The organism is Sphingobacterium sp. JUb20 (assembly GCF_004342035.1).
GTDB lineage: Bacteria > Bacteroidota > Bacteroidia > Sphingobacteriales > Sphingobacteriaceae > Sphingobacterium > Sphingobacterium anhuiense.
The window spans coordinates 305,945-327,198 of sequence record NZ_SLYV01000006.1 but is presented as its reverse complement, the minus strand read 5'-3'; the positions used below and the strand labels follow the sequence as shown (position 1 = coordinate 327,198).

Annotated in this window: 23 protein-coding genes; 13 read left to right on the top strand and 10 right to left on the bottom strand. The window is 34.6% G+C overall.

Features of this window, described 5'->3' with window-relative positions; translation table 11 throughout:
• The first annotated feature begins 3 nt into the window (after window positions 1-3).
• The 3 genes from EDF66_RS12590 (at window position 4) to atpG (ending at window position 3,146) form a co-directional block, all read left to right on the top strand.
• The gene (locus EDF66_RS12590) at window positions 4-549 is read left to right on the top strand and encodes a F0F1 ATP synthase subunit delta (RefSeq protein ID WP_021188668.1); all 546 of its coding nucleotides are present in this window, start codon (window positions 4-6) and stop codon (window positions 547-549) included.
• A gap of 49 nt (window positions 550-598) precedes the next feature.
• Window positions 599-2,173, top strand: a complete 1,575-nt coding sequence (gene atpA / locus EDF66_RS12585; protein ID WP_021188669.1) for a F0F1 ATP synthase subunit alpha — start codon at window positions 599-601, stop codon at window positions 2,171-2,173.
• A gap of 79 nt (window positions 2,174-2,252) precedes the next feature.
• A complete protein-coding gene (atpG, locus tag EDF66_RS12580) occupies window positions 2,253-3,146 on the top strand; it encodes an ATP synthase F1 subunit gamma (protein ID WP_021188670.1) in 894 nt (297 codons plus the stop codon).
• Window positions 3,147-3,207: 61 nt separating this feature from the next.
• On the opposite strand, the gene EDF66_RS12575 is transcribed toward atpG, so the two are convergent.
• From EDF66_RS12575 to EDF66_RS12560, 4 genes are all read right to left on the bottom strand, one after another.
• Complete coding sequence (locus EDF66_RS12575; protein ID WP_132843016.1) at window positions 3,208-3,696, bottom strand: GDYXXLXY domain-containing protein; 489 nt, start codon at window positions 3,694-3,696, stop codon at window positions 3,208-3,210.
• Window positions 3,683-4,774: a DUF4401 domain-containing protein gene (locus tag EDF66_RS12570; protein ID WP_132843014.1), complete on the bottom strand. Its 1,092-nt coding sequence runs from the start codon at window positions 4,772-4,774 to the stop codon at window positions 3,683-3,685. Before EDF66_RS12570 ends, EDF66_RS12575 begins: the two co-directional genes overlap by 14 nt.
• Window positions 4,764-5,828, bottom strand: a complete 1,065-nt coding sequence (locus EDF66_RS12565; RefSeq protein WP_132843012.1) for a DUF2157 domain-containing protein — start codon at window positions 5,826-5,828, stop codon at window positions 4,764-4,766. The genes EDF66_RS12570 and EDF66_RS12565 overlap by 11 nt, the downstream gene beginning before the upstream one ends.
• A 102-nt stretch (window positions 5,829-5,930) precedes the next feature.
• A complete protein-coding gene (locus tag EDF66_RS12560; protein ID WP_132770991.1) occupies window positions 5,931-6,977 on the bottom strand; it encodes a 3-oxoacyl-ACP synthase III family protein in 1,047 nt (348 codons plus the stop codon).
• Window positions 6,978-7,049: 72 nt separating this feature from the next.
• Here EDF66_RS12560 and EDF66_RS12555 point away from each other — a divergent pair, with 72 nt between their 5' ends.
• From EDF66_RS12555 to EDF66_RS12545, 3 genes are all read left to right on the top strand, one after another.
• Entirely contained in the window at window positions 7,050-7,331 is a 282-nt protein-coding gene (locus tag EDF66_RS12555; protein ID WP_132770990.1) for an ATP-dependent Clp protease adaptor ClpS, read from the top strand.
• 108 nt (window positions 7,332-7,439) lie between these two features.
• Window positions 7,440-9,887 (top strand): TonB-dependent receptor domain-containing protein, encoded by a 2,448-nt coding sequence (locus tag EDF66_RS12550; protein ID WP_132843010.1) that lies wholly within the window; start codon window positions 7,440-7,442, stop codon window positions 9,885-9,887.
• Between the two features lie 57 nt (window positions 9,888-9,944).
• Window positions 9,945-10,751 carry a DUF1080 domain-containing protein gene (locus EDF66_RS12545; RefSeq protein WP_132770988.1) on the top strand — a complete coding sequence of 269 codons (807 nt, stop codon included), beginning with the start codon at window positions 9,945-9,947 and terminating at the stop codon, window positions 10,749-10,751.
• Window positions 10,752-10,843: 92 nt separating this feature from the next.
• Here the strand turns inward: EDF66_RS12545 and EDF66_RS12540 are convergent, their stop codons facing one another.
• On the bottom strand, window positions 10,844-11,548 hold the full coding sequence (locus EDF66_RS12540) for a YjjG family noncanonical pyrimidine nucleotidase (protein ID WP_132770987.1): 705 nt from the start codon (window positions 11,546-11,548) through the stop codon (window positions 10,844-10,846).
• 133 nt (window positions 11,549-11,681) lie between these two features.
• On the opposite strand from EDF66_RS12540, the gene EDF66_RS12535 reads away from it, so the two are divergent.
• The 6 genes from EDF66_RS12535 (at window position 11,682) to EDF66_RS12510 (ending at window position 16,777) form a co-directional block, all read left to right on the top strand.
• On the top strand, window positions 11,682-12,557 hold the full coding sequence (locus tag EDF66_RS12535) for a sensor histidine kinase (RefSeq protein WP_132770986.1): 876 nt from the start codon (window positions 11,682-11,684) through the stop codon (window positions 12,555-12,557).
• Window positions 12,547-13,254, top strand: coding sequence for a response regulator transcription factor (locus EDF66_RS12530; protein WP_021189964.1), 708 nt, complete (start codon window positions 12,547-12,549; stop codon window positions 13,252-13,254). The genes EDF66_RS12535 and EDF66_RS12530 overlap by 11 nt, the downstream gene beginning before the upstream one ends.
• Window positions 13,255-13,260: 6 nt before the next feature.
• Window positions 13,261-13,779: a hypothetical protein gene (locus EDF66_RS12525; RefSeq protein ID WP_231577776.1), complete on the top strand. Its 519-nt coding sequence runs from the start codon at window positions 13,261-13,263 to the stop codon at window positions 13,777-13,779.
• Window positions 13,779-14,816 carry a uroporphyrinogen decarboxylase gene (hemE, locus tag EDF66_RS12520; protein WP_132843008.1) on the top strand — a complete coding sequence of 346 codons (1,038 nt, stop codon included), beginning with the start codon at window positions 13,779-13,781 and terminating at the stop codon, window positions 14,814-14,816. Before EDF66_RS12525 ends, hemE begins: the two co-directional genes overlap by 1 nt.
• A gap of 121 nt (window positions 14,817-14,937) precedes the next feature.
• Entirely contained in the window at window positions 14,938-15,483 is a 546-nt protein-coding gene (locus EDF66_RS12515) for a CopD family protein (protein ID WP_132843006.1), read from the top strand.
• A 151-nt stretch (window positions 15,484-15,634) separates the two neighbouring features.
• The gene (locus EDF66_RS12510; RefSeq protein WP_132843004.1) at window positions 15,635-16,777 is read left to right on the top strand and encodes a DEAD/DEAH box helicase; all 1,143 of its coding nucleotides are present in this window, start codon (window positions 15,635-15,637) and stop codon (window positions 16,775-16,777) included.
• Between the two features lie 40 nt (window positions 16,778-16,817).
• Here EDF66_RS12510 and EDF66_RS12505 read toward each other — a convergent pair whose 3' ends face one another.
• The 3 genes from EDF66_RS12505 to EDF66_RS12495 all read right to left on the bottom strand — a co-directional run bounded on the left by EDF66_RS12505 (window position 16,818) and on the right by EDF66_RS12495 (window position 18,002).
• Window positions 16,818-17,270: a hypothetical protein gene (locus tag EDF66_RS12505; protein ID WP_132843002.1), complete on the bottom strand. Its 453-nt coding sequence runs from the start codon at window positions 17,268-17,270 to the stop codon at window positions 16,818-16,820.
• Between the two features lie 34 nt (window positions 17,271-17,304).
• On the bottom strand, window positions 17,305-17,637 hold the full coding sequence (locus EDF66_RS12500) for a low molecular weight protein tyrosine phosphatase family protein (protein ID WP_021192112.1): 333 nt from the start codon (window positions 17,635-17,637) through the stop codon (window positions 17,305-17,307).
• Between the two features lie 77 nt (window positions 17,638-17,714).
• Window positions 17,715-18,002 carry a putative quinol monooxygenase gene (locus EDF66_RS12495; RefSeq protein ID WP_132843000.1) on the bottom strand — a complete coding sequence of 96 codons (288 nt, stop codon included), beginning with the start codon at window positions 18,000-18,002 and terminating at the stop codon, window positions 17,715-17,717.
• Between the two features lie 422 nt (window positions 18,003-18,424).
• Here EDF66_RS12495 and EDF66_RS12490 point away from each other — a divergent pair, with 422 nt between their 5' ends.
• Complete coding sequence (locus EDF66_RS12490) at window positions 18,425-19,315, top strand: sugar phosphate isomerase/epimerase family protein (protein WP_132842998.1); 891 nt, start codon at window positions 18,425-18,427, stop codon at window positions 19,313-19,315.
• 96 nt (window positions 19,316-19,411) lie between these two features.
• Here the strand turns inward: EDF66_RS12490 and EDF66_RS12485 are convergent, their stop codons facing one another.
• Both EDF66_RS12485 and EDF66_RS12480 read right to left on the bottom strand, forming a co-directional pair.
• On the bottom strand, window positions 19,412-20,842 hold the full coding sequence (locus EDF66_RS12485; protein ID WP_132842996.1) for an NAD-dependent succinate-semialdehyde dehydrogenase: 1,431 nt from the start codon (window positions 20,840-20,842) through the stop codon (window positions 19,412-19,414).
• Between the two features lie 11 nt (window positions 20,843-20,853).
• Window positions 20,854-21,252 (bottom strand): thiol-disulfide oxidoreductase DCC family protein, encoded by a 399-nt coding sequence (locus EDF66_RS12480; protein WP_132842994.1) that lies wholly within the window; start codon window positions 21,250-21,252, stop codon window positions 20,854-20,856.
• Window positions 21,253-21,254 lie beyond the last annotated feature (2 nt).

Genomic DNA, 21,254 nt, shown 5'->3' with positions numbered 1-21,254 from the left:
AGTATGTCAGTATTTAAAGTAGCATCAAGATATGCGAAATCATTAATTGATTTGGCAAAAGAACAAGGTAGTTTGGACGCTATCAAAACGGATATGGATCAATTCATCGAGGTTTTGAAAGCTAATCCTGAGCTACGTGCAGTATTGTCTAATCCAATTATTAAATTGGACAAGAAAGTAAATATCTTAGAGGCATTATTTAAAGATAAAATCAATCCTGCTATTTTATCATTCTTCAAGATCATGATTGAAAAAGGTCGTGCTGAAGTGATCGAGGCTGCTGCTCATGAATTTGTTCGCGAGTACAATGAAGTAAAAGGAATTGTAAAAGCTACAGTGATATCTGCAGCACCACTTTCTGATACTAATTTATCAGAATTAAAAGCAACAATTGCAAATCAAGTTAATGCGCAGGTTTTGATTACAAATAAAGTTGATCAATCTTTGATCGGTGGGTTTGTAATCACTATTGGTGACAAACAATATGATGCAAGTATTGCAGGTAAATTAAATAGATTAGAAAGATATTTTGAAGGTCAACGCGTTTAGTGTTGATTTTAGCATTTAACAAAATCAAGAACCCCTTATAATAATAACAATGATAGAGGTAAGACCAGATGAGGTTTCGGCAGTTTTAAGAGAACAATTGTCGGGCTTTAAATCAGAAGCCGAACTAGAGGAAGTTGGTACCGTACTTAGTATTGGTGACGGTATTGCTCGTATTTACGGCTTAACTAAAGTTCAGTCCGGTGAATTGGTTGAATTTGATAACGGATTACAAGGTATCGTATTAAACTTAGAAGAAGACAACGTTGGTGTTGTACTTTTAGGTCCTTCAGACATCGTGAAAGAAGGTGATACTATTAAACGTACTAATCGTATTGCATCTATTAAAGTAGGTGAAGGTATGTGCGGACGTGTTGTAAATACATTAGGTCAGCCAATCGATGGTAAAGGACCTATTACAGGTGAGACATACGAAATGCCAATCGAGCGTAAAGCTCCAGGTGTATTGTTCCGTCAGCCAGTAACGGAGCCATTACAAACAGGTATCAAAGCGATCGATGCAATGATTCCAGTAGGTCGTGGACAGCGTGAGCTAGTAATCGGTGACCGTCAGACAGGTAAGACTGCAGTATGTATCGATACAATCTTAAACCAAAAGGAATTTTATGATGCTGGTCAACCAGTATTCTGTATTTATGTTGCTATTGGTCAAAAGAACTCTACAGTTGCGAATATCGTTCGTACTTTAGAGGAACGTGGTGCTATGGCTTATACAGTTGTTGTTGCGGCTTCTGCAGCTGATCCAGCTCCATTACAGTTTTACGCGCCAATGGCGGGTGCTGCTATTGGAGAATTCTTCCGTGATACAGGTCGTCCAGCATTGATCGTATATGATGATTTATCAAAACAAGCGGTAGCTTACCGTGAGGTTTCTTTATTATTGAAAAGACCTCCGGGACGTGAAGCATACCCAGGTGACGTTTTCTACTTACATAGCCGTTTATTAGAAAGAGCTGCGAAAATCAATGCTTCTGATGAGATTGCTAGAAATATGAATGATCTTCCTGAGTCTATCAAACACTTGGTAAAAGGTGGTGGTTCATTGACTGCTCTTCCAATTATTGAGACTCAAGCGGGTGACGTTTCTGCTTATATTCCTACAAACGTAATTTCAATTACTGATGGTCAGATTTTCTTGGAGTCTAACTTGTTTAACGCAGGTATCCGTCCAGCGATCAACGTAGGTATTTCTGTATCTCGTGTAGGGGGTAATGCTCAGATTAAGCCGATGAAGAAGGTAGCTGGTACATTGAAATTAGATCAGGCACAATACCGTGAGCTAGAAGCTTTCGCGAAATTTGGTTCTGATTTAGATGCAGCAACTAAAGGAGTTTTAGACAAAGGTATCCGTAACGTTGAGATTTTGAAACAAGCTCAATACTCTCCGGTTTCTGTTGAAAAACAAGTAGCAATTATTTATGCAGGTACTAAAGGTTTATTCCGTTCAGTTCCAGTAAATAAAGTGAGAGAATTTGAAGAAGAATACTTAACGTTGTTAGAGCAACGTCATCCAGAAGTTTTAAATGCTTTTAAAGCAGGTAAATTCTCAGATGAGTTAACTTCAGTATTAGAAACAGTAGCTAAAGATTTAGCATCAAAATATTAATTAGATATGAGTATAGAGTATTGAGTATAGCGAGTTATACTCAATACACAGTACTCAATACTCAAATCTCAAATTAAATATGGCAAATTTAAAAGAAGTAAGAATCCGTATCGCATCGGTAACATCAACACAGCAGATTACTAAAGCGATGAAAATGGTATCTGCAGCGAAACTAAAACGCGCTACTAATGCAATTGTTCAATTGCGTCCGTATGCGAATAAACTTCGTGAAATTTTGGCAGATGTATCTGCAAGTGTAGAAGGAAGTAATTCTCCTTATACGGTAGATCGTGAACCAAATAAAGTGTTGATTATTGTTGTTTCTTCTAATAGAGGTTTGGCTGGTGCTTTTAATGCGAATGCAATCAAAACTGCAAATAATTTAGTTGCTGAAAAGTATGCTGATCAATTACGTAAAGGTGATGTAAGTATCATTACTGTAGGTAAGAAAGGATATGATTTCTATGCTAAAAAGCCTGCTTATAATATTATTGCCAATCATAGTGATTTATTCGGTGCTTTAAATTTTGAGAATACTTCAAAAATCACTGAATTTGTAATGGAACAATTCAAAGAAGGTAACTTTGACCGTGTAGAAGTGGTGTATAACCAATTCAGAAATGCAGCGGTACAAATCTTGACTTCGGAACAAATTTTACCATTACTTCCTACGGAAGATACCCTTTCGACTAAGGAAAAAACTGCTGAGGTTGATTATATTATCGAACCTTCGAAAGAGAAGATCATTGAGGAATTAATTCCTAAAGCTATTAAAATTCAATTGTATAAGGCTATTTTGGATTCTCATGCTTCTGAGCATGGTGCCCGTATGACTGCAATGGACAAAGCAACTGATAATGCTGGAGATTTGTTAAAAGCATTGAAGCTTTCATACAACCAAGCACGTCAAGCTGCTATTACAACAGAATTAACAGAGATTGTTTCTGGTGCAGCGGCATTATCAAACGGATAATTAAGAGTAATATCAATATAGAAGAAGGCAATGAATTTATTTTCATTGCCTTTTTTATGCTTTACCTGATCATTTTTTCCCGCCCGTCATAAAGCCCGACTAACAAACTATTTCCTTTATTATCTACTCTGATCCCTCCGAACTTTGCTTGTTCATATTTTGTGGCATGCCCTTCTTGAAAAAAGAAGGATTCGGCACCAATATTTAAACTATGTCTATTAGACATAGTGTATTTGATTAAGAGTTCGTCTTTCTTTAGCGGTGTCGTATTGTTTTGCAAGCGAACCCCACTTGCTATACCTTTAGTATTTAATTTGACAACAACGTATCCACGTGGAGGCACTTCAGAAGGCGTTATACTGTCTGCTATACTATATCTTAAGCGCATGTAATCGCCTTGCATAAGTGATCTCGGATCGACAGGTGCTAGCTCTAAAAGAATCAGTTTACCCTCTTTTAGAATTTTTTCCTTCTGCAGGATCGTAAAAGCGAAATAAGCAATGATGGCCAATAAGTTCACTGCAATGATCCAGTTTTTATATTTTTTCATTGTTGATTTTGTTTAAATTTATAACAAAGTAAATGGCTAAAAATAACAGTCCGGAAATAACTAAAATCAATGACTTTATCAATAATGAAAAGGTTAGATTATAGTAAAAATGCCATAAGGAAAGGAGTAGGGAAATAAGACCAATTGATAGACCCATCCTATATTGATAATTAAAACAAGTTAAGATGAGTAGTATTGAACATGCGATACCGGGATTAATAACTGTTGAACCTAGCATCAGTATGAGAAGCGCATATGTAGGAAAAAGTACTTTGGATGTTGTGATCTCAAATTTACTTGTGATTTTATAAACCACCCATAAAATTGCAAATGCATATAGTACCGATAATATATATAATGCGAATGAGGTGTTATTTACTTGCTCGTTGTAAGTCTCATAATGTGATAGTATAATGAATGCTGTCGTGGCTACTGTTGCAAGAATAAGCCCTAAGCGCAATGGATTATAGATTGTACTGATTAAATTTCGTTTGGATAGTGCAGCTGCTTCATGTGATAAAAAATAGATCAATGCAATTATGAGAATAGCATTGATCAATGTAATGAATAATATATTTTGATAATTGTGATTGATTAAAGCTATTATGGAATAAATAATGCCAAGTATATTTAACAGAGATAACAGGTGGCGTTGTACAATTAATAGTGTACATAAGCTGATGATAAAACAGAGTATAAATATGTAATTTAAATCATGGATATCGAAACCATATATGAGCATCCATCCTCCCGCAATATAAAATGCAATACTTGCGGTATCAATGATAATGGCATTATATTTTTTAATGCAATAAAGAGAAAGAACAAGAAAGATGGATCCACAAATGATTAAATTCAACTTGTCGTTTAAGATGTTTAGTAAAAATAAGGCTCCTAAAAAACTTAAAACACTTAATATAACTCCAAGTATGGATAGTATTTTTATAGTCAGATTTGATCTGTTTTCCTCCAGATGTTGATACGCCGCTAGTGTATCATTTATATTGATCTGAAAATTGGGCTCGTTGCCTTTCCTCAATAGTTCTATTTTGTTTAGTATTTCTTGTTTATTTTTCATTGGTCCATTTTCTTTGAAGATTTAACAATAATTTAATAATGGCTGTCACCATTATTATTACAAAAAGACTGATGATGATCAAGATAAATTCATCTTCAAAGATTCTAATAAGCAGACAATTAGTGATAATTAAAATACTGAAAGCTATGGTTCCAATGAAAAATGTACTTTTTGTCTGTAAGGCATAATAGATGTAGTAAGAGTAGCATGCTAGCGTACCAAAAATTAATAATAATCCGTTTAGGAGTCTTGAGTCAAATATGAGGTAACACAAACCGATTGTTGCAATTGAGGTTACAATAAGAGTAAACGTATTTCTAAACCATAGTGGTATCTGTATTTTCCGATAATGATTTAGAGATAATAAGGCCGTTAACGCACTACCGTTGATAAAGAATAGTAGCGTGGACATACTAACGGGGTCAAAACTATTTAGAACTTGATCGTTGAAAAGGAAAATGGTTGTGTTAATAAGAATTATATGGAGAAGGAAAAGTGGATAAAATCGTGTTGCGATTACCCAAATCGTGATAAATATCGTCCAGGCAAGAAAAAAGTCATAGGCATTAGCTCCTGTTTGGTATATCTGTCCAAATACCGCAAATAATACACCGACTAACATGGAAGCAGCGGTCAATAGTGTATTTCTATATACTTCATTTATTTTTAATATAAGTGCACAAAGTACAGTTGCAACCAATAGAAGAAGTATAATTCCGATTTTAATGAATTTGTTTAAATCTGCCCAATTGAATGCAAAGAAAAATATAATGCCAGATACAACAAATCCAATTCCTAATACAAGTAAGAATAAATCTAAGAATCGCTTCCAGTCTTTGGTATTTACATAGACATTTTCTTCTAAAAGATTTTCTATCTGCTCTCTTGAAAGATTACTATGCTTACTTGCAATCGATATGTCTTCACGATTTAGTTTTTCCATTACTAAATCTAACGAAAAATTGTGGTAATTTTCTGTAATAGAATGGATCTGAAAAAGATTGAAGATGGGAGAGGTTTCGGAATCTGATACTCTATATGATGTTTTCCACATGAGTTATTAACACAATGTTAATAACTCATGTGGAAAACACAGTTTTAATTCGGAGGGCTAGCAGTAAATTTTAATTTTTTAAAAAAAATTACGGTGTGTTTTCTACCAACGGATGAGGGCTGATCCCCATGTAAATCCTGCGCCAAAAGCAGCTAAACAAATAAGGTCTCCTTCTTTAATTTTTCCAGCTTCCCATGCTTCACATAATGCAATTGGAACTGATGCCGCGGTTGTATTTCCATATTTTTGAATATTATTAAATACTTGATCGTCATTTAGCTTCAATGTCTTCTGGATGAATTGCGAAATTCTAAGATTTGCTTGGTGGGGTACTAAGAGGGTAATATCTTGTGTTGTTAAATTATTTTTGGCTAATGCTTCTCCTATTACTTCTGGAAATTTTACCACTGCTTTTTTAAATACAGCCTGACCGTCCATCACTGGAAATGCTGTTCCATCTTCTAGCATTTCTGCTGTCATTAACATTCCGCCAAGCTCTTGTTCAGGCCATTTTGGTTTTTCATCTAACCATATACCACCAGATGCACCAGGGTAATACATCGCTAATTTTTCAGCATCCGCACCGTCAGAATGTAAATGTGTACTTAGAATACCTTTATCTGCTTCAGTTGTAGGTTGAAGAACAACTGCTCCGGCGCCATCTCCAAAGATAACGGAGACACTTCTTCCGCGTGTTGAGTAATCTAGGGCAAAAGAATGTTTTTCAGAGCCAACGACAAGAATATTTTTATACATCCCCGTTTTGATAAATTGGTCAGCGACAGATAATGCATAAATAAAACCTGAACATTGGTTTCTGATATCTAAAGCACCTACTTCTTTCATACCCATTTCCCGCTGTAGAAGTACGCCGCAACCAGGGAAATAGTAATCAGGCGAAAGCGTTGCAAAAATAATAAAATCAATTTCTTCAGCTGTTGTATTAGCGCGTTCAATCGCTATTTTTGATGCTTCAACAGCCATAGTGGTAGTTGTTTCACCAATTCTATCCGCATAACGACGTTCTTTAATACCTGTTCTTTCCTGAATCCATTCATCGCTTGTATCCATGAAACGGGTTAAGTCTTGATTGGTGTAAACATTTTTTGGTACGTAGTATCCTATACCTGCAATTTTGGATTGAAACATATGATTGTATTTATGTTAAGTTCAAATTAAGTAAAATTACGTAATTTTTGAAAATTAAAGTACTTTTGTAGTATGAGTACAGAAACTGCACAAGAAACCTATTCCTTATCCGAAATTTTAGCTTCAGTTAAAGATTCCAACCGACTGATTTTGTGGAATGACGATATCAATACTTTTGACCATGTTATTTTTTGTATGATGCATCATTTGCAATATTCGGAACCTGAGTCTGAAAGAATTGCTTTTAAAGTGCATAATGATGGTAAATGTGCAGTCTTGGAGGGATCTTTGACGGAGATGGAGGTCTATAGAAAAATTCTAAAAGCAGAAGGTCTTACTGTATCTGTCGAGTAGATTTTTTTTTCCGATATAGGTCATTTTATTGAGTAATAAAGTGGTTACGAGTCGTTTTAGTTCAACAAAAAAATACATTTTTGTAGTATTACAGCTTATAACTTTATTATGTTCTCTAAAAATCAGATCCATTTCTTTATTTTTCTTATTACGTTTTTATTCTTTCCGATAATAACTTTCGCTCAATCTGGTAAAATATCAGCTACTCTTATTGATGAAAAAACCGGATCTCCAGTCAATTTTGCTAGTGCATCTTTATTGACAGGTAGTGCTCAAGCTTATTTAAAGGGTGCCCAATCTGATGAGAATGGCGTAGTCATTTTTCAAGATGTTCCAAATGGTACTTTTACATTGCGTGTTACTTATGTTGGCTATTCCGACTTCGTGAAAACAAATATTGTCGTATCAAATTCTTCCAATCTTAATCTCGGTAAATTAGTTTTAAAACCTTCTGGTGAATTGCTTAGTGAAGTTGTAATTGAAGGAAGAGCACCGGCGATGCAGATTGGAATCGATCGTAAGATTTTTAATGTTGGAGAAAGTTTGGTGAGTGCAGGTGGTACAGCCACCGACTTATTAGCAAATGTGCCAACTTTACAAGTCGATCAGGATGGGACGGTTAGTTTAAGGGGATCTAATGTTAAGATTTTGATTGATGGTAAAGAATCTGCAATGGCAGGTAATGATGTGACGGCCTTATTACAGAGTTTACCAGCTAATTCAATTGATAAAGTTGAAATTATAACCAATCCTTCTTCCAAATATGACGCTGAGGGGCAGACTGGAATTGTGAACATTGTTCTGAAAAAAAATATCCGTACGGGATTGAATGGTGCTGTTAATACATCCGCAGGTTCTTATGATAACTATATGGCTGGATTGACGCTTAATTACAGAGATAAGAAGTTCAACTATTTTGGTAGTTATAATTTTAATCGCCGTAATATGGTTGGGAGCGGGAAGGTTGATAACACTTTTTTAGATAATAACAGCCGTATCTATAATGAATCTGAGTCTTCCCGTAAAGGAAACGGACATAATATTAAGGCAGGAGTTGACTATAATATAACGGATCGTACTACTTTGGGGCTTTCTGGTAATATGAGTATCCGTAATAGTGATCGTTCTGAAGATTTGAATTACCAATATTCTAATCATCCTAAACTTTCGGGGACTAGTAATCGTAATTCACGTCAATTTGAAGATGACTTTGCTTATGATTTAAATTTTGATTTTAGACATCAATTTAAGCGATCTGGAGAAGAGCTGACTGCGAATGCAAGTTATGGAAATGATAAGGAAGATGGAACAAATGATTTCGTACAGAAGTTTAGTGATCCAAATCTCGGAAGTGGTCGTAAAAATGTGACTTCTGAAAACGGAAAGGTGATTAATCTACAAGCTGATTATGTATTGCCATTTTCTGAGACGAGTAAGTTTGAAGCTGGATACCGGACGCAGATCAGAAAATCTTTTGATACACAATTTTCAGATACATTAGTTGTAAGCAGCGGGGATTATTTGCCAGATTATAACATCAGTAATGATTTTGACTTTACGAGTTCGGTTCATGCTCTATATGTTAATTATCAAAATAAATTAAGTAAAAAAATTGGCTATCAATTGGGGTTACGTGGCGAGCAATTTGAATTAAAATCAACTTACTTTTCAAAAGATCCCGAAGCGCCATTAGAAACTCCTGCAAATCAAAATTTCTTTCGTCTATATCCCACTGTATTCTTGACGTATGATTTAGATGATAGTGGTGATAAGTTACAGTTGAGTTATTCCCGAAGAGTGCAACGTGCTCGCGGATGGCAAATCAATCCATTTCCAGATGTGACTGATGATATGAACCGACGTCAGGGTAACCCAAATCTAAAACCAGAAGATGTGCATGCTTTTGAGTTGAGTTATGCGAAAACTTATGGTAAAGTAAATTTGGTCAGTTCAGCATATTTTAATCATACTAGTGAAGTAATCCAACCTTATGTCTTCTTTGTCGATACAACGAATAGCGTAACTTATAGTAAATGGGAGAATTTAACAAGTCGTAGTTTATCTGGTTTAGAATTTATTGCTAAGGTAAATGCAACAAAAGATTTTGATTTTACATTCAATCTGAACTTGATTAATATCAATTTTAAAGCGAATGAAGCTTATCAACTTAAAAGCTCAAATGGATTTGCATATAATTCTAATTTAACCATGAACTATAGGATGACACCAACATTTTCTGCACAGGTTAGGGGTGAATATAATTCTTCTCGAGTAATGGCTCAAGGAAAGATGAATGCGATGAAAGGTATAGATGTAGCTTTGAAAAAAGATGTCTTTAATAAGAAAGCTTCTGTTATGTTGAATGTACGTGACGTATTCAATTCTAGAAAAATGGAAGGGTATACGGAAACGTCGCAGTTGATTTCTAATTTTGAAAGACGCTGGATGAAAAGAATGGTTACTTTGTCAGTTTCGTATCGATTCGGAGGTCAGGATTTAACAAAGTCTAAGAAAAGGGAGACTAATACAAATGAAATATCCGGAGAAGAATATTAAGATATATTCTTGATTCCGATGATTTTTTTTTAAATTTAATCCATATAAATACTAGATATGAAATTAAGAACAATCGTTTTAGCAGCAACTATGCTCGCGGGTACTGCAAGTGTTGGTACTGCTGTCGCTCAACAGAAGAAAGAAGTCCCTGCATATAAGGTTTTGGATCTACCTAAGGTAGATTTGAAAAATTTTAAAAAAAATAAACAAGGTGCATATGTGATTTTTGATGGTACTTCTTTAACAGGATGGCGTGGTTATGATAAAGCTGTATTGCCTAAAAAATGGATCATTGATGGTGGTGCTATAAAATTTGACAGCAAGGCAAATGTTGGAAATAATGAAGGTGGAGATTTAATTTTTGCTCATGATTTCAAAAACTTTGAATTGGAACTGGAATGGAAAGTGGCAAAAGGAGCGAACTCTGGTATTTTCTTTTTAGCAAAGGAAATTGAAGGACAACCAATTTATATTTCCAGTCCAGAATGTCAAGTGTTGGATAATGAAAATCATCCTGACGCGAAGATGGGGGTTGATGGAAATCGTAAATCAACGTCGTTATATGATATGATCCCTGCGAAGCCTCAAAATGCTAAGCCTTATGGTGAATGGAATAAAGTGAAAATCGTTGTTAATAAGGGTAAAGTTGAACAGTGGCAGAATGACGTCAAAGTTGTTGAGTATACACTATGGGATCAATCATGGATTGATCTATTACAAAAAAGTAAATTTAGTGAAGAAAAATGGCCTTTAGCTTATGAATTATTGAAGAATGTCGGTGGCAAAACTAAATCAGGCGTTATCGGATTTCAGGATCATGGTGATGACGTATGGTTCAAAAATATTACTGTAAAAAAATTGTAATTACCATAAAGCATAAAAAAAGCGAGCTTGATTTTCAAGCTCGCTTTTTTTATGCTTTGTGCTTTATGATTCTGTTATTTCCTTCCTTTATTTTATAGAATGGACTGTAATTCTTTTAAATTACTGATCATATGTATTACATCTTCTGGTTTTTCACCTTGATTAGGATTAAAGAATATGGCATCCATACCTACATTCATTGCTCCTCGAACATCTGCATCAATATTATCACCGATCATGATGGAATTGTCAATTTTTGCATCGGCTTTATCTAGTGCGAAATTGAATATTCTGGGATCAGGTTTGTTGACCCCAACCACTTCGGAAATGAAGATATTTTTAAAATATTTATTGAGATCACTTTTATCAAGCTTTACTTCGCAAGCTTCTTTGAATCCATTTGAAATTAAATGTAAGTTGTAATTTTTATACAGATATTGAAGCGTTTCATGTGCATGTGGGAATAAATTGGTTTTCTGTGGGCACATGCGTAAATACTCTATTTCAAAACTAGTGGGAAATAGGGACGGATCTACACCAAGTTGTGTAAATGTGTCTGCAAAGCGGGCACGGCGTAATTCCGTTTTATCAATTTTACCATGATGATACAGATTCCATACGCGATGATTATTGACCGTATAGGTTTGGATAAATTGGGCAGAGCTTTCTTGCTGAAATAGCTGATCAAATTTGTAATGATAAAATAGTTCGTCCAATGTCTCTTCTGCATTTTTATCAAAATCCCAAATGGTATGATCTAAATCGAAGAATATATCTTTTTTGTCTTGTTGAAACATAGTACAAATATAGCGTAATATGGACTAATGAAAGAAATAGGGGCTGTTCGATTTTCCTCTTAGTGTCATAAAGTCCAACACATTTTTTTATACCTCTGTTTATCGTTATTTTTGTTCTGTTGCAATATATCGTATGAAAAAAGCACTTGTTTTATTTTATTTTCTTGTTTTTTATGCCACTTCCCAATTGATCTGGTGGGGTGTTATGCTTGCTCGGTTTCAACCACAAAGGAAATCGATGATTATCGGTGAAGGTATATTTTTTTTACTGATCTTTCTATGGGGCGCTTTACGTTTAAAAAAGCTTTTTGTTCGTGAACAAAAATTACAACAACAGCAACAAAACTTTTTATTGGCCATAACTCATGAATTAAAATCTCCGCTAGCTTCGGTCAAATTATATATTCAAACAATTTTGAAAAGGGATTTGGATAAGGAACAGCAACAAGTTTTTTTAAGGAATTCTTTGAAGGATATTGAGCGACTGGATGATTTGGTGGAAAATGTATTAATCACCACTAAGCTTGAAAGCCGCAATTATAATCTTCCCAAGGAAAAGTTTAATCTCACCGAATTAGTAGAACAAATTGTGGACCGCCTGCAAAAGAATGCTTGTAGAACACAAGTGTTGAAACCTAATTTGGATTCGGATGTTATGATCTACGCTGATAAGTTTGCGATAAGTAATGTCGTGACTAATTTGATCGAGAATGCAATAAAATACTCTCCACCATGTGCAAATGTTGTGGTTAAATTAACAAATGAAGAGCATGGAATAATTTTTTCTGTTGCTGATCATGGAATTGGTATCAGTGATGTGGAGAAAAAACTTATCTTTAATAAATTTTATCGTGTGGGAAGTGAAGCGACACGTAAAACTAAAGGTACCGGTTTGGGGTTGTATATAGTGAAGACGGTCTTGCAAAAGCATAACGCGTCTATAAAGGTAAAAGATAACACTCCTTCGGGGAGTATTTTTGAAGTAACATTTGATAAAAATGCAAAGTAAACAACGCATACTGCTCGTAGAAGATGAAGAACACTTGTTAGAGGCTATCAAGTTAAATTTGGAGTTAGAAGGTTACCGTGTAACAACAGCTACAGACGGTAAAAAGGCTTTGAAAATATTCAAGGAAGAACGTTTTAATTTGATCATTCTGGATGTCATGATTCCTGAGATTGATGGATTCCAGGTTGCCGAAACTATTCGACTACAAAATACGGAAGTTCCTATTATGTTTTTAACTGCTAAAAACAGTAGTGAAGATCGTATCACTGGTCTTAAAAAAGGTGCAGATGATTATTTAATCAAACCTTTCAATTTGGAAGAACTCATCCTTAGAGTAGGTAATTTGGTGCGAAGAAGTTTAAAACCTGATGATCTGAAAGAATTAAACTCTTATCAAATTGGTGATAAAACAATTTATTTTAATTCATATGAATTGCATCATGCAGATGGTACTATTACTTCTTTAACAAAGAAAGAAACCATGTTGTTGAAGCTATTGATTGAACGCCGAAATGAAGCTGTTTCTCGCGAACAAATATTGGAAACAGTATGGAATTATGATGTTTATCCTTCAACTCGTACGATTGATAATTTCATCTTGACTTTCCGTAAATATTTTGAACCTGATCAAAAACACCCCATTTATTTCCATTCTATTCGTGGTGTTGGATATAAATTCACGGATAATAATGCATAACGTTTTATGATGACATTTAAGGCTCGTGTAGCTGTTATTATCATTGCATTATTGTTAATTGGATATGGCGTTTATGCTGGACATTATCAAACTTCGATCCTGATTGCAGGTGGTGTTTGTTATCTGGTGTGGAGTCATTTACGCGAGAGCTCAGTAGCTATGGCTAGTGATTCATTTCATAAGCAGGACTATGCTAAGGCAAAAGTTTTACTGGCTGAAGTGAAAAATCCTGATCGCTTGAGGAAAGGACGTCGTAATATTTATGAATATATGATGGGTACTATTTCTCTTCATGAGGATCGCATTGATGAAGCTGAATACCATTTCCAATTAGCATCAAGATTACCGTGGAAAAAAGATAATGAAAAAGGGATGGTCTTAATCAATTTATCGAATATCAGTTTAAGAAAAGAAGAGTATGAACGTGCTCAAGCTTATATTGATGTTGCGAAGAAATTGAATTTAACAGAACGTCAAGCCAGTATAATTGGCAAAATACAAAACGAAATTTCAAAACATATATAGTGATTACTACTTTACAAAACGATTTATTGATTAGAGCTGCACTTTCGCAGCAAACTGAACGCCCGCCTGTATGGATGATGCGTCAAGCTGGAAGATTTATGCCTGAGTACTGGGCAATAAAAAATAAATATTCCTTTTTGGAAATGTGCAAAACTCCGGAGATTGCTGCAGATGTAACCATGTTGCCAGTTGATTTACTAGGTATAGATGCCGCAATTTTGTTTTCTGACATTTTGGTTACAGCAGAAGCAATGGGTGGAGATTTAAGTTTTGAACAAGGAGTAGGTCCGCGTTTCGCTAATCCAGTGCGTTCTTTTGCTGATGCTGATAAATTAGCTACAGATTGTTTGCCTAAATTGGAATATGTAGCTGATGCTATTAAAGTAATTCAACAGCGTTTGAATGGTAGTATTCCTCTAATTGGTTTTGCAGGTGCACCATTTACAATTTTAAGTTATTTGGTTGAAGGGGCTTCTTCAAAAGATTTTAAGTTGACCAAATTGATGTTGAATAATGAACCAAAATTGGCTCACACTATTCTTCAAAAGATAGCTGATGTAACCGTCGAGTATTTAAACATGCAAATTGCTGCTGGTGTTAATGCTGTTCAGTTATTTGATAGCTGGGCTTTAGCTTTATCTTGGAATGATTATAAAGAGTTTGCTCATTATTATAATAATCAAATCATCTCTCGTTTGAATCGAAAAGATGTTCCCGTAATTTCTTTCTGTAAAGGATCTTCTGTGTTTGCCCCAATAATGGCAGAAGCAAAACCAGATGTGATATCTGTCGATTGGAATGCAGATTTAAAAAATATCAAACAATCGTTACCTGCGGGAATTGCTGTTCAAGGTAATTTGGACCCATTTGTATTGTATGCTGATAAAAAAGTAATCAAAGATAAGATCCTTCAATTATTTGAACGTATGCGTGGTGAAAATGGATTTATTTTCAACTTAGGTCATGGTATTATGCCTGATATCCCTTTTGATAATGTGAAATACGCAATTGAAGTTGTTAAAGAATTTAAATATTAACAAGTATCAGTTTAACAAACAAAACAAGGAACAAATATTTGTTCCTTGTTTTGTTTGTAGTAAATAAGTTCTTCTCAATAACTCAATATTCAATTATCTTTGTATTCATACTTTTAGGATTATGATTTATCTTTACGCTAAAGCGATACATATCATATTTGTCATTTGTTGGATGGCGGGATTATTTTATATGCCCCGACTATTCATCTATCATACAGAGGCAAAAGATCAATCTAAAGAGGCATATACCGTTTTACATAAGCAGTTTTCAATTATGGAGAATCGATTGTGGTGGGTAATAACTACTCCTGCTATGTACATTACAGTTTTCTCGGCTTTAGTAATGCTGTATGTTAATCCATCATTATTACAAATGAGGTGGATGCATGTCAAGTTGCTATTTGTGGCAGCTATGATTGCTTACCATTTTATCAGTCAACGGATGATGTTTAATCTTAGAGATGAAAAATCAACGCTTAGTTCCTCAAAACTTAGAATGTGGAATGAAGTATCTACTGTACTGTTGTTTTCCATTGTTTTTACCGTTGTTTTAAAATCTGCATTGAACTGGATCTATGGCGTTGTCGGTCTGCTATCACTGGCGATTGTATTAATGATATTGATCAAAGCTTATAAAAAATATAGAACTTCAAGAGAAGGCAAATAATGATTTTTTAATTTCTAAAAAATCGGGATCATTCCAAACTAATTATTACTATTAAATTCGGTTGTTTAGACTAGCAGATGTTGATCTGATCTTTACTGGATAACTATTGAGAATAAATAATAGTGTACATTTGCAGTAAATAAAACATTTTATGTCATTTGAGTCTTTAGGTTTATCACACAATATTATCAGTTCTGTCAAGCAATTAGGTTATCTGAAACCTTTTCCTATTCAAGAACAAGCTATTCCAGTTATCTTATCGGGCAAAGATCTGATGGGTATTGCGCAAACAGGCTCTGGGAAAACTGCATGTTTTGTGATGCCTATATTAGAGAAGTTACAAATTGATGTTGTTAAAAGAGATCGGAATATTGAAGTACTGGTACTTGTTCCTACCCGAGAATTAGCCATTCAGATTGATGAAGTTTTTAGAGCCTTTACGGGTAATCTAAAGCGAGAGATAAAAACTATGGCGGTATATGGTGGTGTATCTATTAATCCACAAATGAAAGGTATGCTTGGGGTAGAAGTTTTAACAGCAACTCCAGGTCGCTTATTGGATTTAATTAAGAACAAGGCGCTGAGCATTAGTCATATTCAACATTTAGTTATTGATGAGGCTGATAAGTTATTTCAAATGGGTTTTGAGGATGAGCTCAGGGAACTTTTGGCTTTAATGCCTAAGAAGAAACAAATTACCTTGTTTTCTGCGACATTAAATGATAAAATAACTGAAATAAATAATCTTCTTTCAATTAAGCCTGTTGTTGTAGAGATTGAAAGTGAAGAAACCAATATTGATCAGATCGAACAGATCGCTTACCATGTAACTCCTGAGACTAAAGGTCCATTTTTGCGTTATCTTATCAAAGAGCAAAAGATGAACCAAGTACTTGTATTTGTATCTTCTACACGTACGGCAGATAAATTGGTGGAAAAATTATTGAAAAATAAAATTAGAGCAATTTCTATCCACGGTCAGAAATCGCAAAGTAATAGAAAGGATCACCTCGATTATTTTAAAAAAGGAGATGCACAGGTTTTGGTAGCTACTGATCTGATCGGCCGTGGCATTCATATCGATTCTCTGCCAGTCGTTATTAATTTTGAATTACCTCGTTCTCCGTTAGATTATGTTCATCGTATAGGAAGAACTGGTCGTGCAAATAATTTAGGAACTGCTATTACCTTATTAACAGATGAGGAGTTGCATCATTTTTCTGTTATTCAGAAGAAAATGGGCAAAAAGGTCGATATTAAACGAACAGATGAAGTAAATCTGCACGGTTATTAATGTAATTTTATTAGCCCGCTTTTTTAGCGGGCTATTTTGTTTAATGTAAAATTTCTGTGAAGACAAACTTGACACTATCATAGTTGATTGCAACGTCAGGAGAATAACTGGGAATATCCAGAAATCTTACTATCGCTCCATTTCCTAATCGTAGTGTTTTTCCATCCTGCAGTAGTGCAAATGGTGTTCTTTTTTTTACTCCTCCACTATGTGGCATATAAAAATAGTCTCCAATTAATGTGTCTCCCTTTATATTTCCTCTAATTTCTCCTGAGTCTTTGCCGCTATTACCATATTGGATCGTATAGTGCCCGTAAAAATGGTTTTCATTTTTAGTAAGCTGAAGGTATGCTGTATCTCTTTTTGAAACTGCACGATAATGTTTAGCAGGAAAATTGACCGCACTAGGCTGGCAACTTAAAGTGAATAATATTGTTATTAAGTAACAATATGTTTTTATGGAGTGAAAAGTGCTCGGAAAAAAGGCTCGCATAGATTAAATCTGTTTTTTTGATAATCAATGTTACTTATAATTTATCGGAAATATAACATGAAACGGAATCTTGTATTTCTTCGATGAGTTCTTTATCCATGTATTTATATTCATCAGGTATTTCTAATATAACGATTTCTATATTATTACATTCATTTGGAAATTGCTGTATTATTTTCTCTTTGTGATGATTTTCCATAACAAATACGATATCTGCCCAGTTTAGATGTTTGGCATTCACTTTAATTCGTGCATTATTTTCTGTACCAGCAGATTTAACGCGAACAGTTTTATGTTTTTTATAAATTGTTTCTGCTGTTAAGCTTCTCCAGCGGTTGCGGCTGCAAATAAATAATATGTTTAGCATGATTATAGGTGAATTATATGGAAAGAGGAAGAAGATAGATTATAGATCAGCATGCTATTGATAATATTTTTTCTTATTTAAATCATAACCGTCTTAATCAGTGTTGGTTCTTCTTGTAAAAATACGCCATATTTTGGTCCAAAATCTTTGATATACGGTTGGGCATTATGGGCATCAAGACCTGCTTGATCTTTCCAAATTTCATAAAATGTGAATACATTCGGGTCTTCTATGCCTTGATGTAAATTATACAGTTCGGCGGCCGGTTCAAGTCGTGTTAAACGAACCATTTCCTGCAGTGTCTTTTTTACTTGGTCGCGATATGCTTCTTTTGTTCTTAGTACAACAGTAAGGTAAATTTTCATTTATAATTATTTATGGATTAGATTTTATTAAGCTTGTTTTATTATATCCAATTGGATTTAGGGATATAACATTTTTTCTAAAGTATGATTTTTCAATGAAATTTCATTCATCAATGTTTTCAATACGATCAATAAGCTCTTAAAATTGGTCTTTATGAAGTCCTTCTTTTATTGTATCTGAGGAATTAATGTATTAAGATTTATTTCTATTTATAGATGAGATTAGTAATCATGCGATATTATTTGTCATGATTGTACCTGAATTGTTATCTAAATTTTAAATGTTGTTGTTGTATTTTTTTGAAATAATGTATAATATTACATTTAATCTTCCGATAGTCTTTATTACTATTTACAATGAATAAACATTATTTAATAAAGTTCAATAATGTTTTTACGGAAGATTTTTAGAAAAATAAATTATGAAGAAATTAAAATTTTTAGTAGCTGTCCTTTTGATGGCAGGATCTAGTCTTACTGGATTCGACAGTGTTGCTCAAACATTGAAAAAGAAAGATATTGGCTTGCAATTGTATTCTGTTCGAAGTTTGATTAAAAATGATGCAGATTACTTTCCTGTATTGAAAAAATTGTCAGCCATGGGATATACGGCAGTTGAAGCCGCAGGATTTAGCGACGGGAAATTTTATAATAACTCTCCACAGGATTTTAAGAGTAAAGTTGAGAAGGCGGGAATGAAAGTTGTTTCATCCCATGCCACTAGAAATCTTTCCAATGAAGAATTAGCTTCTGGAGATTTTTCAAAAGCATTGGAATGGTGGAGTAAAGCGATAGAGGCACATAAGGCGGCTGGTATGCAATATATTGTTACTCCATGGATGGAAGTTCCAAAAACAATTAAAGATCTAGACACGCAATGTAAATATCTAAATGAGGTTGGTAAATTATGTCGTCAAAATGGTCTTAAGTATGGCTATCACAATCATGCTCATGAGTTTCAGAAAGTGGAAGATAAAGTTATCATGTTGGACTATATGATTGAACATACAAATCCGCAAGATGTATTTTTTGAAATGGATGTTTATTGGACAGTTATTGGTAGATCTAGCCCTGTAGATTATTTTAATAAATATCCAGGAAGATTTACTGCTCTTCATATCAAAGATCGCCGTGAAATTGGTCAAAGTGGTATGGTTGGATTTGATGCAATCTTTAAGAATGCTAAAACTGCAGGAGTGAAGCATATATTTGTTGAACTTGAAGAGGTTTCTGTTGATTTGGAAAAAGGCTTGAAAGAAAGTATCGATTATCTTTTAGCCGCACCATATGTGCAAGCTAGCTACGCTAAATAGTATATCAGGTCTACTGAATTATAAAAAAGAAAAGCACGAGTCATTTTGACTCGTGCTTTTCTTTTTTAATTTATTTGCATGTTAATGTCCTTCTTATTATTCAGCGATGCAAAGATATTTTATTTCCATGTATTCATCCAATCCATGTTTGGATCCTTCTCTACCGACTCCTGATTCTTTAACTCCTCCAAATGGTGCCGCAGCATTTGAAATTAATCCGGTATTAATACCGACCATTCCTGCTTCTAATTGTTCGGCAACACGAAAACAGCGGCTGATGTTTTGACTGTAGAAGTATGAGGCTAGACCAAATGGTGTGTCATTGGCTAATTGAATAACGGACTCTTCTGTGGTGAATTTAAATAGAGCGCATATGGGGCCAAAGGTTTCTTCTTGTGCTATAAGTACATCATGAGGTAAATCTGTAAGTACTGTAGGTTCAAAGAAAAGTCCAGTTAAGGGGTTGCCTCCTGTTGTTATTTTTGCGCCATGCTTTAGGGCATCTGAAATGTGCTGTTTTACCTTTTCTAAACCTTTTTCATTAATTAGTGGGCCGACTTGTACGTTTTTATCCAGTCCATTACCTACTTTCAATTCTTTCACTGCTGCTTTAAGTTTTTCAGCAAAAGCATGATATACTGTTTCCTGAATATAGAACCTATTAATGGATACACAGGTCTGGCCTGAATTACGAAACTTACCTGCAATTGCTCCTTTTACCGCGGCATCTATATCTGCATCATCAAAAACAATGAATGGCGCATTGCCCCCTAACTCCATAGATACTTTTTTGATATTAGAGGCGGCTTGAATTGTTAATGTTTTTCCTACTTCGGTTGAACCTGTAAATGAGAGTTTCCGTATGGTCGTGTTGGTCGCTAGTTCTTTGCCAAAACCAGAACTGTCTTTACTTGTTACCACATTAAATACACCTTTAGGAATACCTGCTTCTTCGGCTAATTTTGCCAATGCAATTGCTGAGAATGGGGTTTGTGAAGCGGGCTTTAAAATAATAGTACATCCAGCCGCTAGCGCTGGTGCTACTTTACGTGTTACCATCGCTAAAGGAAAATTCCAGGGTGTAATGGCAGCTACAACACCTATGCCTTGCTTTATCGTCATCATTCGATTTCCATTTTGAGCAATTGGTATTGTTTCTCCATAAGCACGTTTTCCTTCTTCGGCAAACCATTCGACAAAAGAATTACCATAGTCAACTTCAGTTAAGGATTCCTTTAACGGTTTTCCACTTTCTAGCGTTATAATTTCAGCTAGATCGACTTTATTTTTTAGGATTAATTCGTACCATTTTCTAACAAGGTTGCATCGGTCCACTGCAGCTGTTTTACGCCAGGTCACCCAAGCTTTTTCTGCTGCGGTTATTGCTTTTTTACATGAAGCGATTTCTAAATCTGGAACGGTGTCTATAAGATTTCCTGTGGCAGGATTGATAACATCGAATGTCTTTGTGTGGGAAATGAATTTTCCATTTATATATGCTTGATTAAGCAATAAGGGATTTTTCATAGCTTTTATATTTATGTGATGAATTTTTTGCGGTTTTGTTCTGTTGGTATTTCGCATTGATCTATTTTACCAAACCAGCGATACCTATTTTTCGCGATATAATCATAACAACTGTCTCGCCAGGAAGTTGGTATCAACCTGAAAATAGCAAGGATTTTAAAGGGGTATCCTAAATCCATTGCGATATATAATGCCGCAGTACTTTTTACTAAAACCTTTTGATTTCTAACGTATACAATGGAGTCTGTATTTGACGGCAGACCGCTGATAAAATCCTGCGCAATTTTCGACTGTAGGGAAGCAAATCTAAACTGATCTTTTTTGTCTTTCTTGATGATAAAATTGACTGTATTGTTGCAAAAATTGCAGACCCCATCAAATAAAATAAGCTGTTTAATAGCTGCTTTCATCA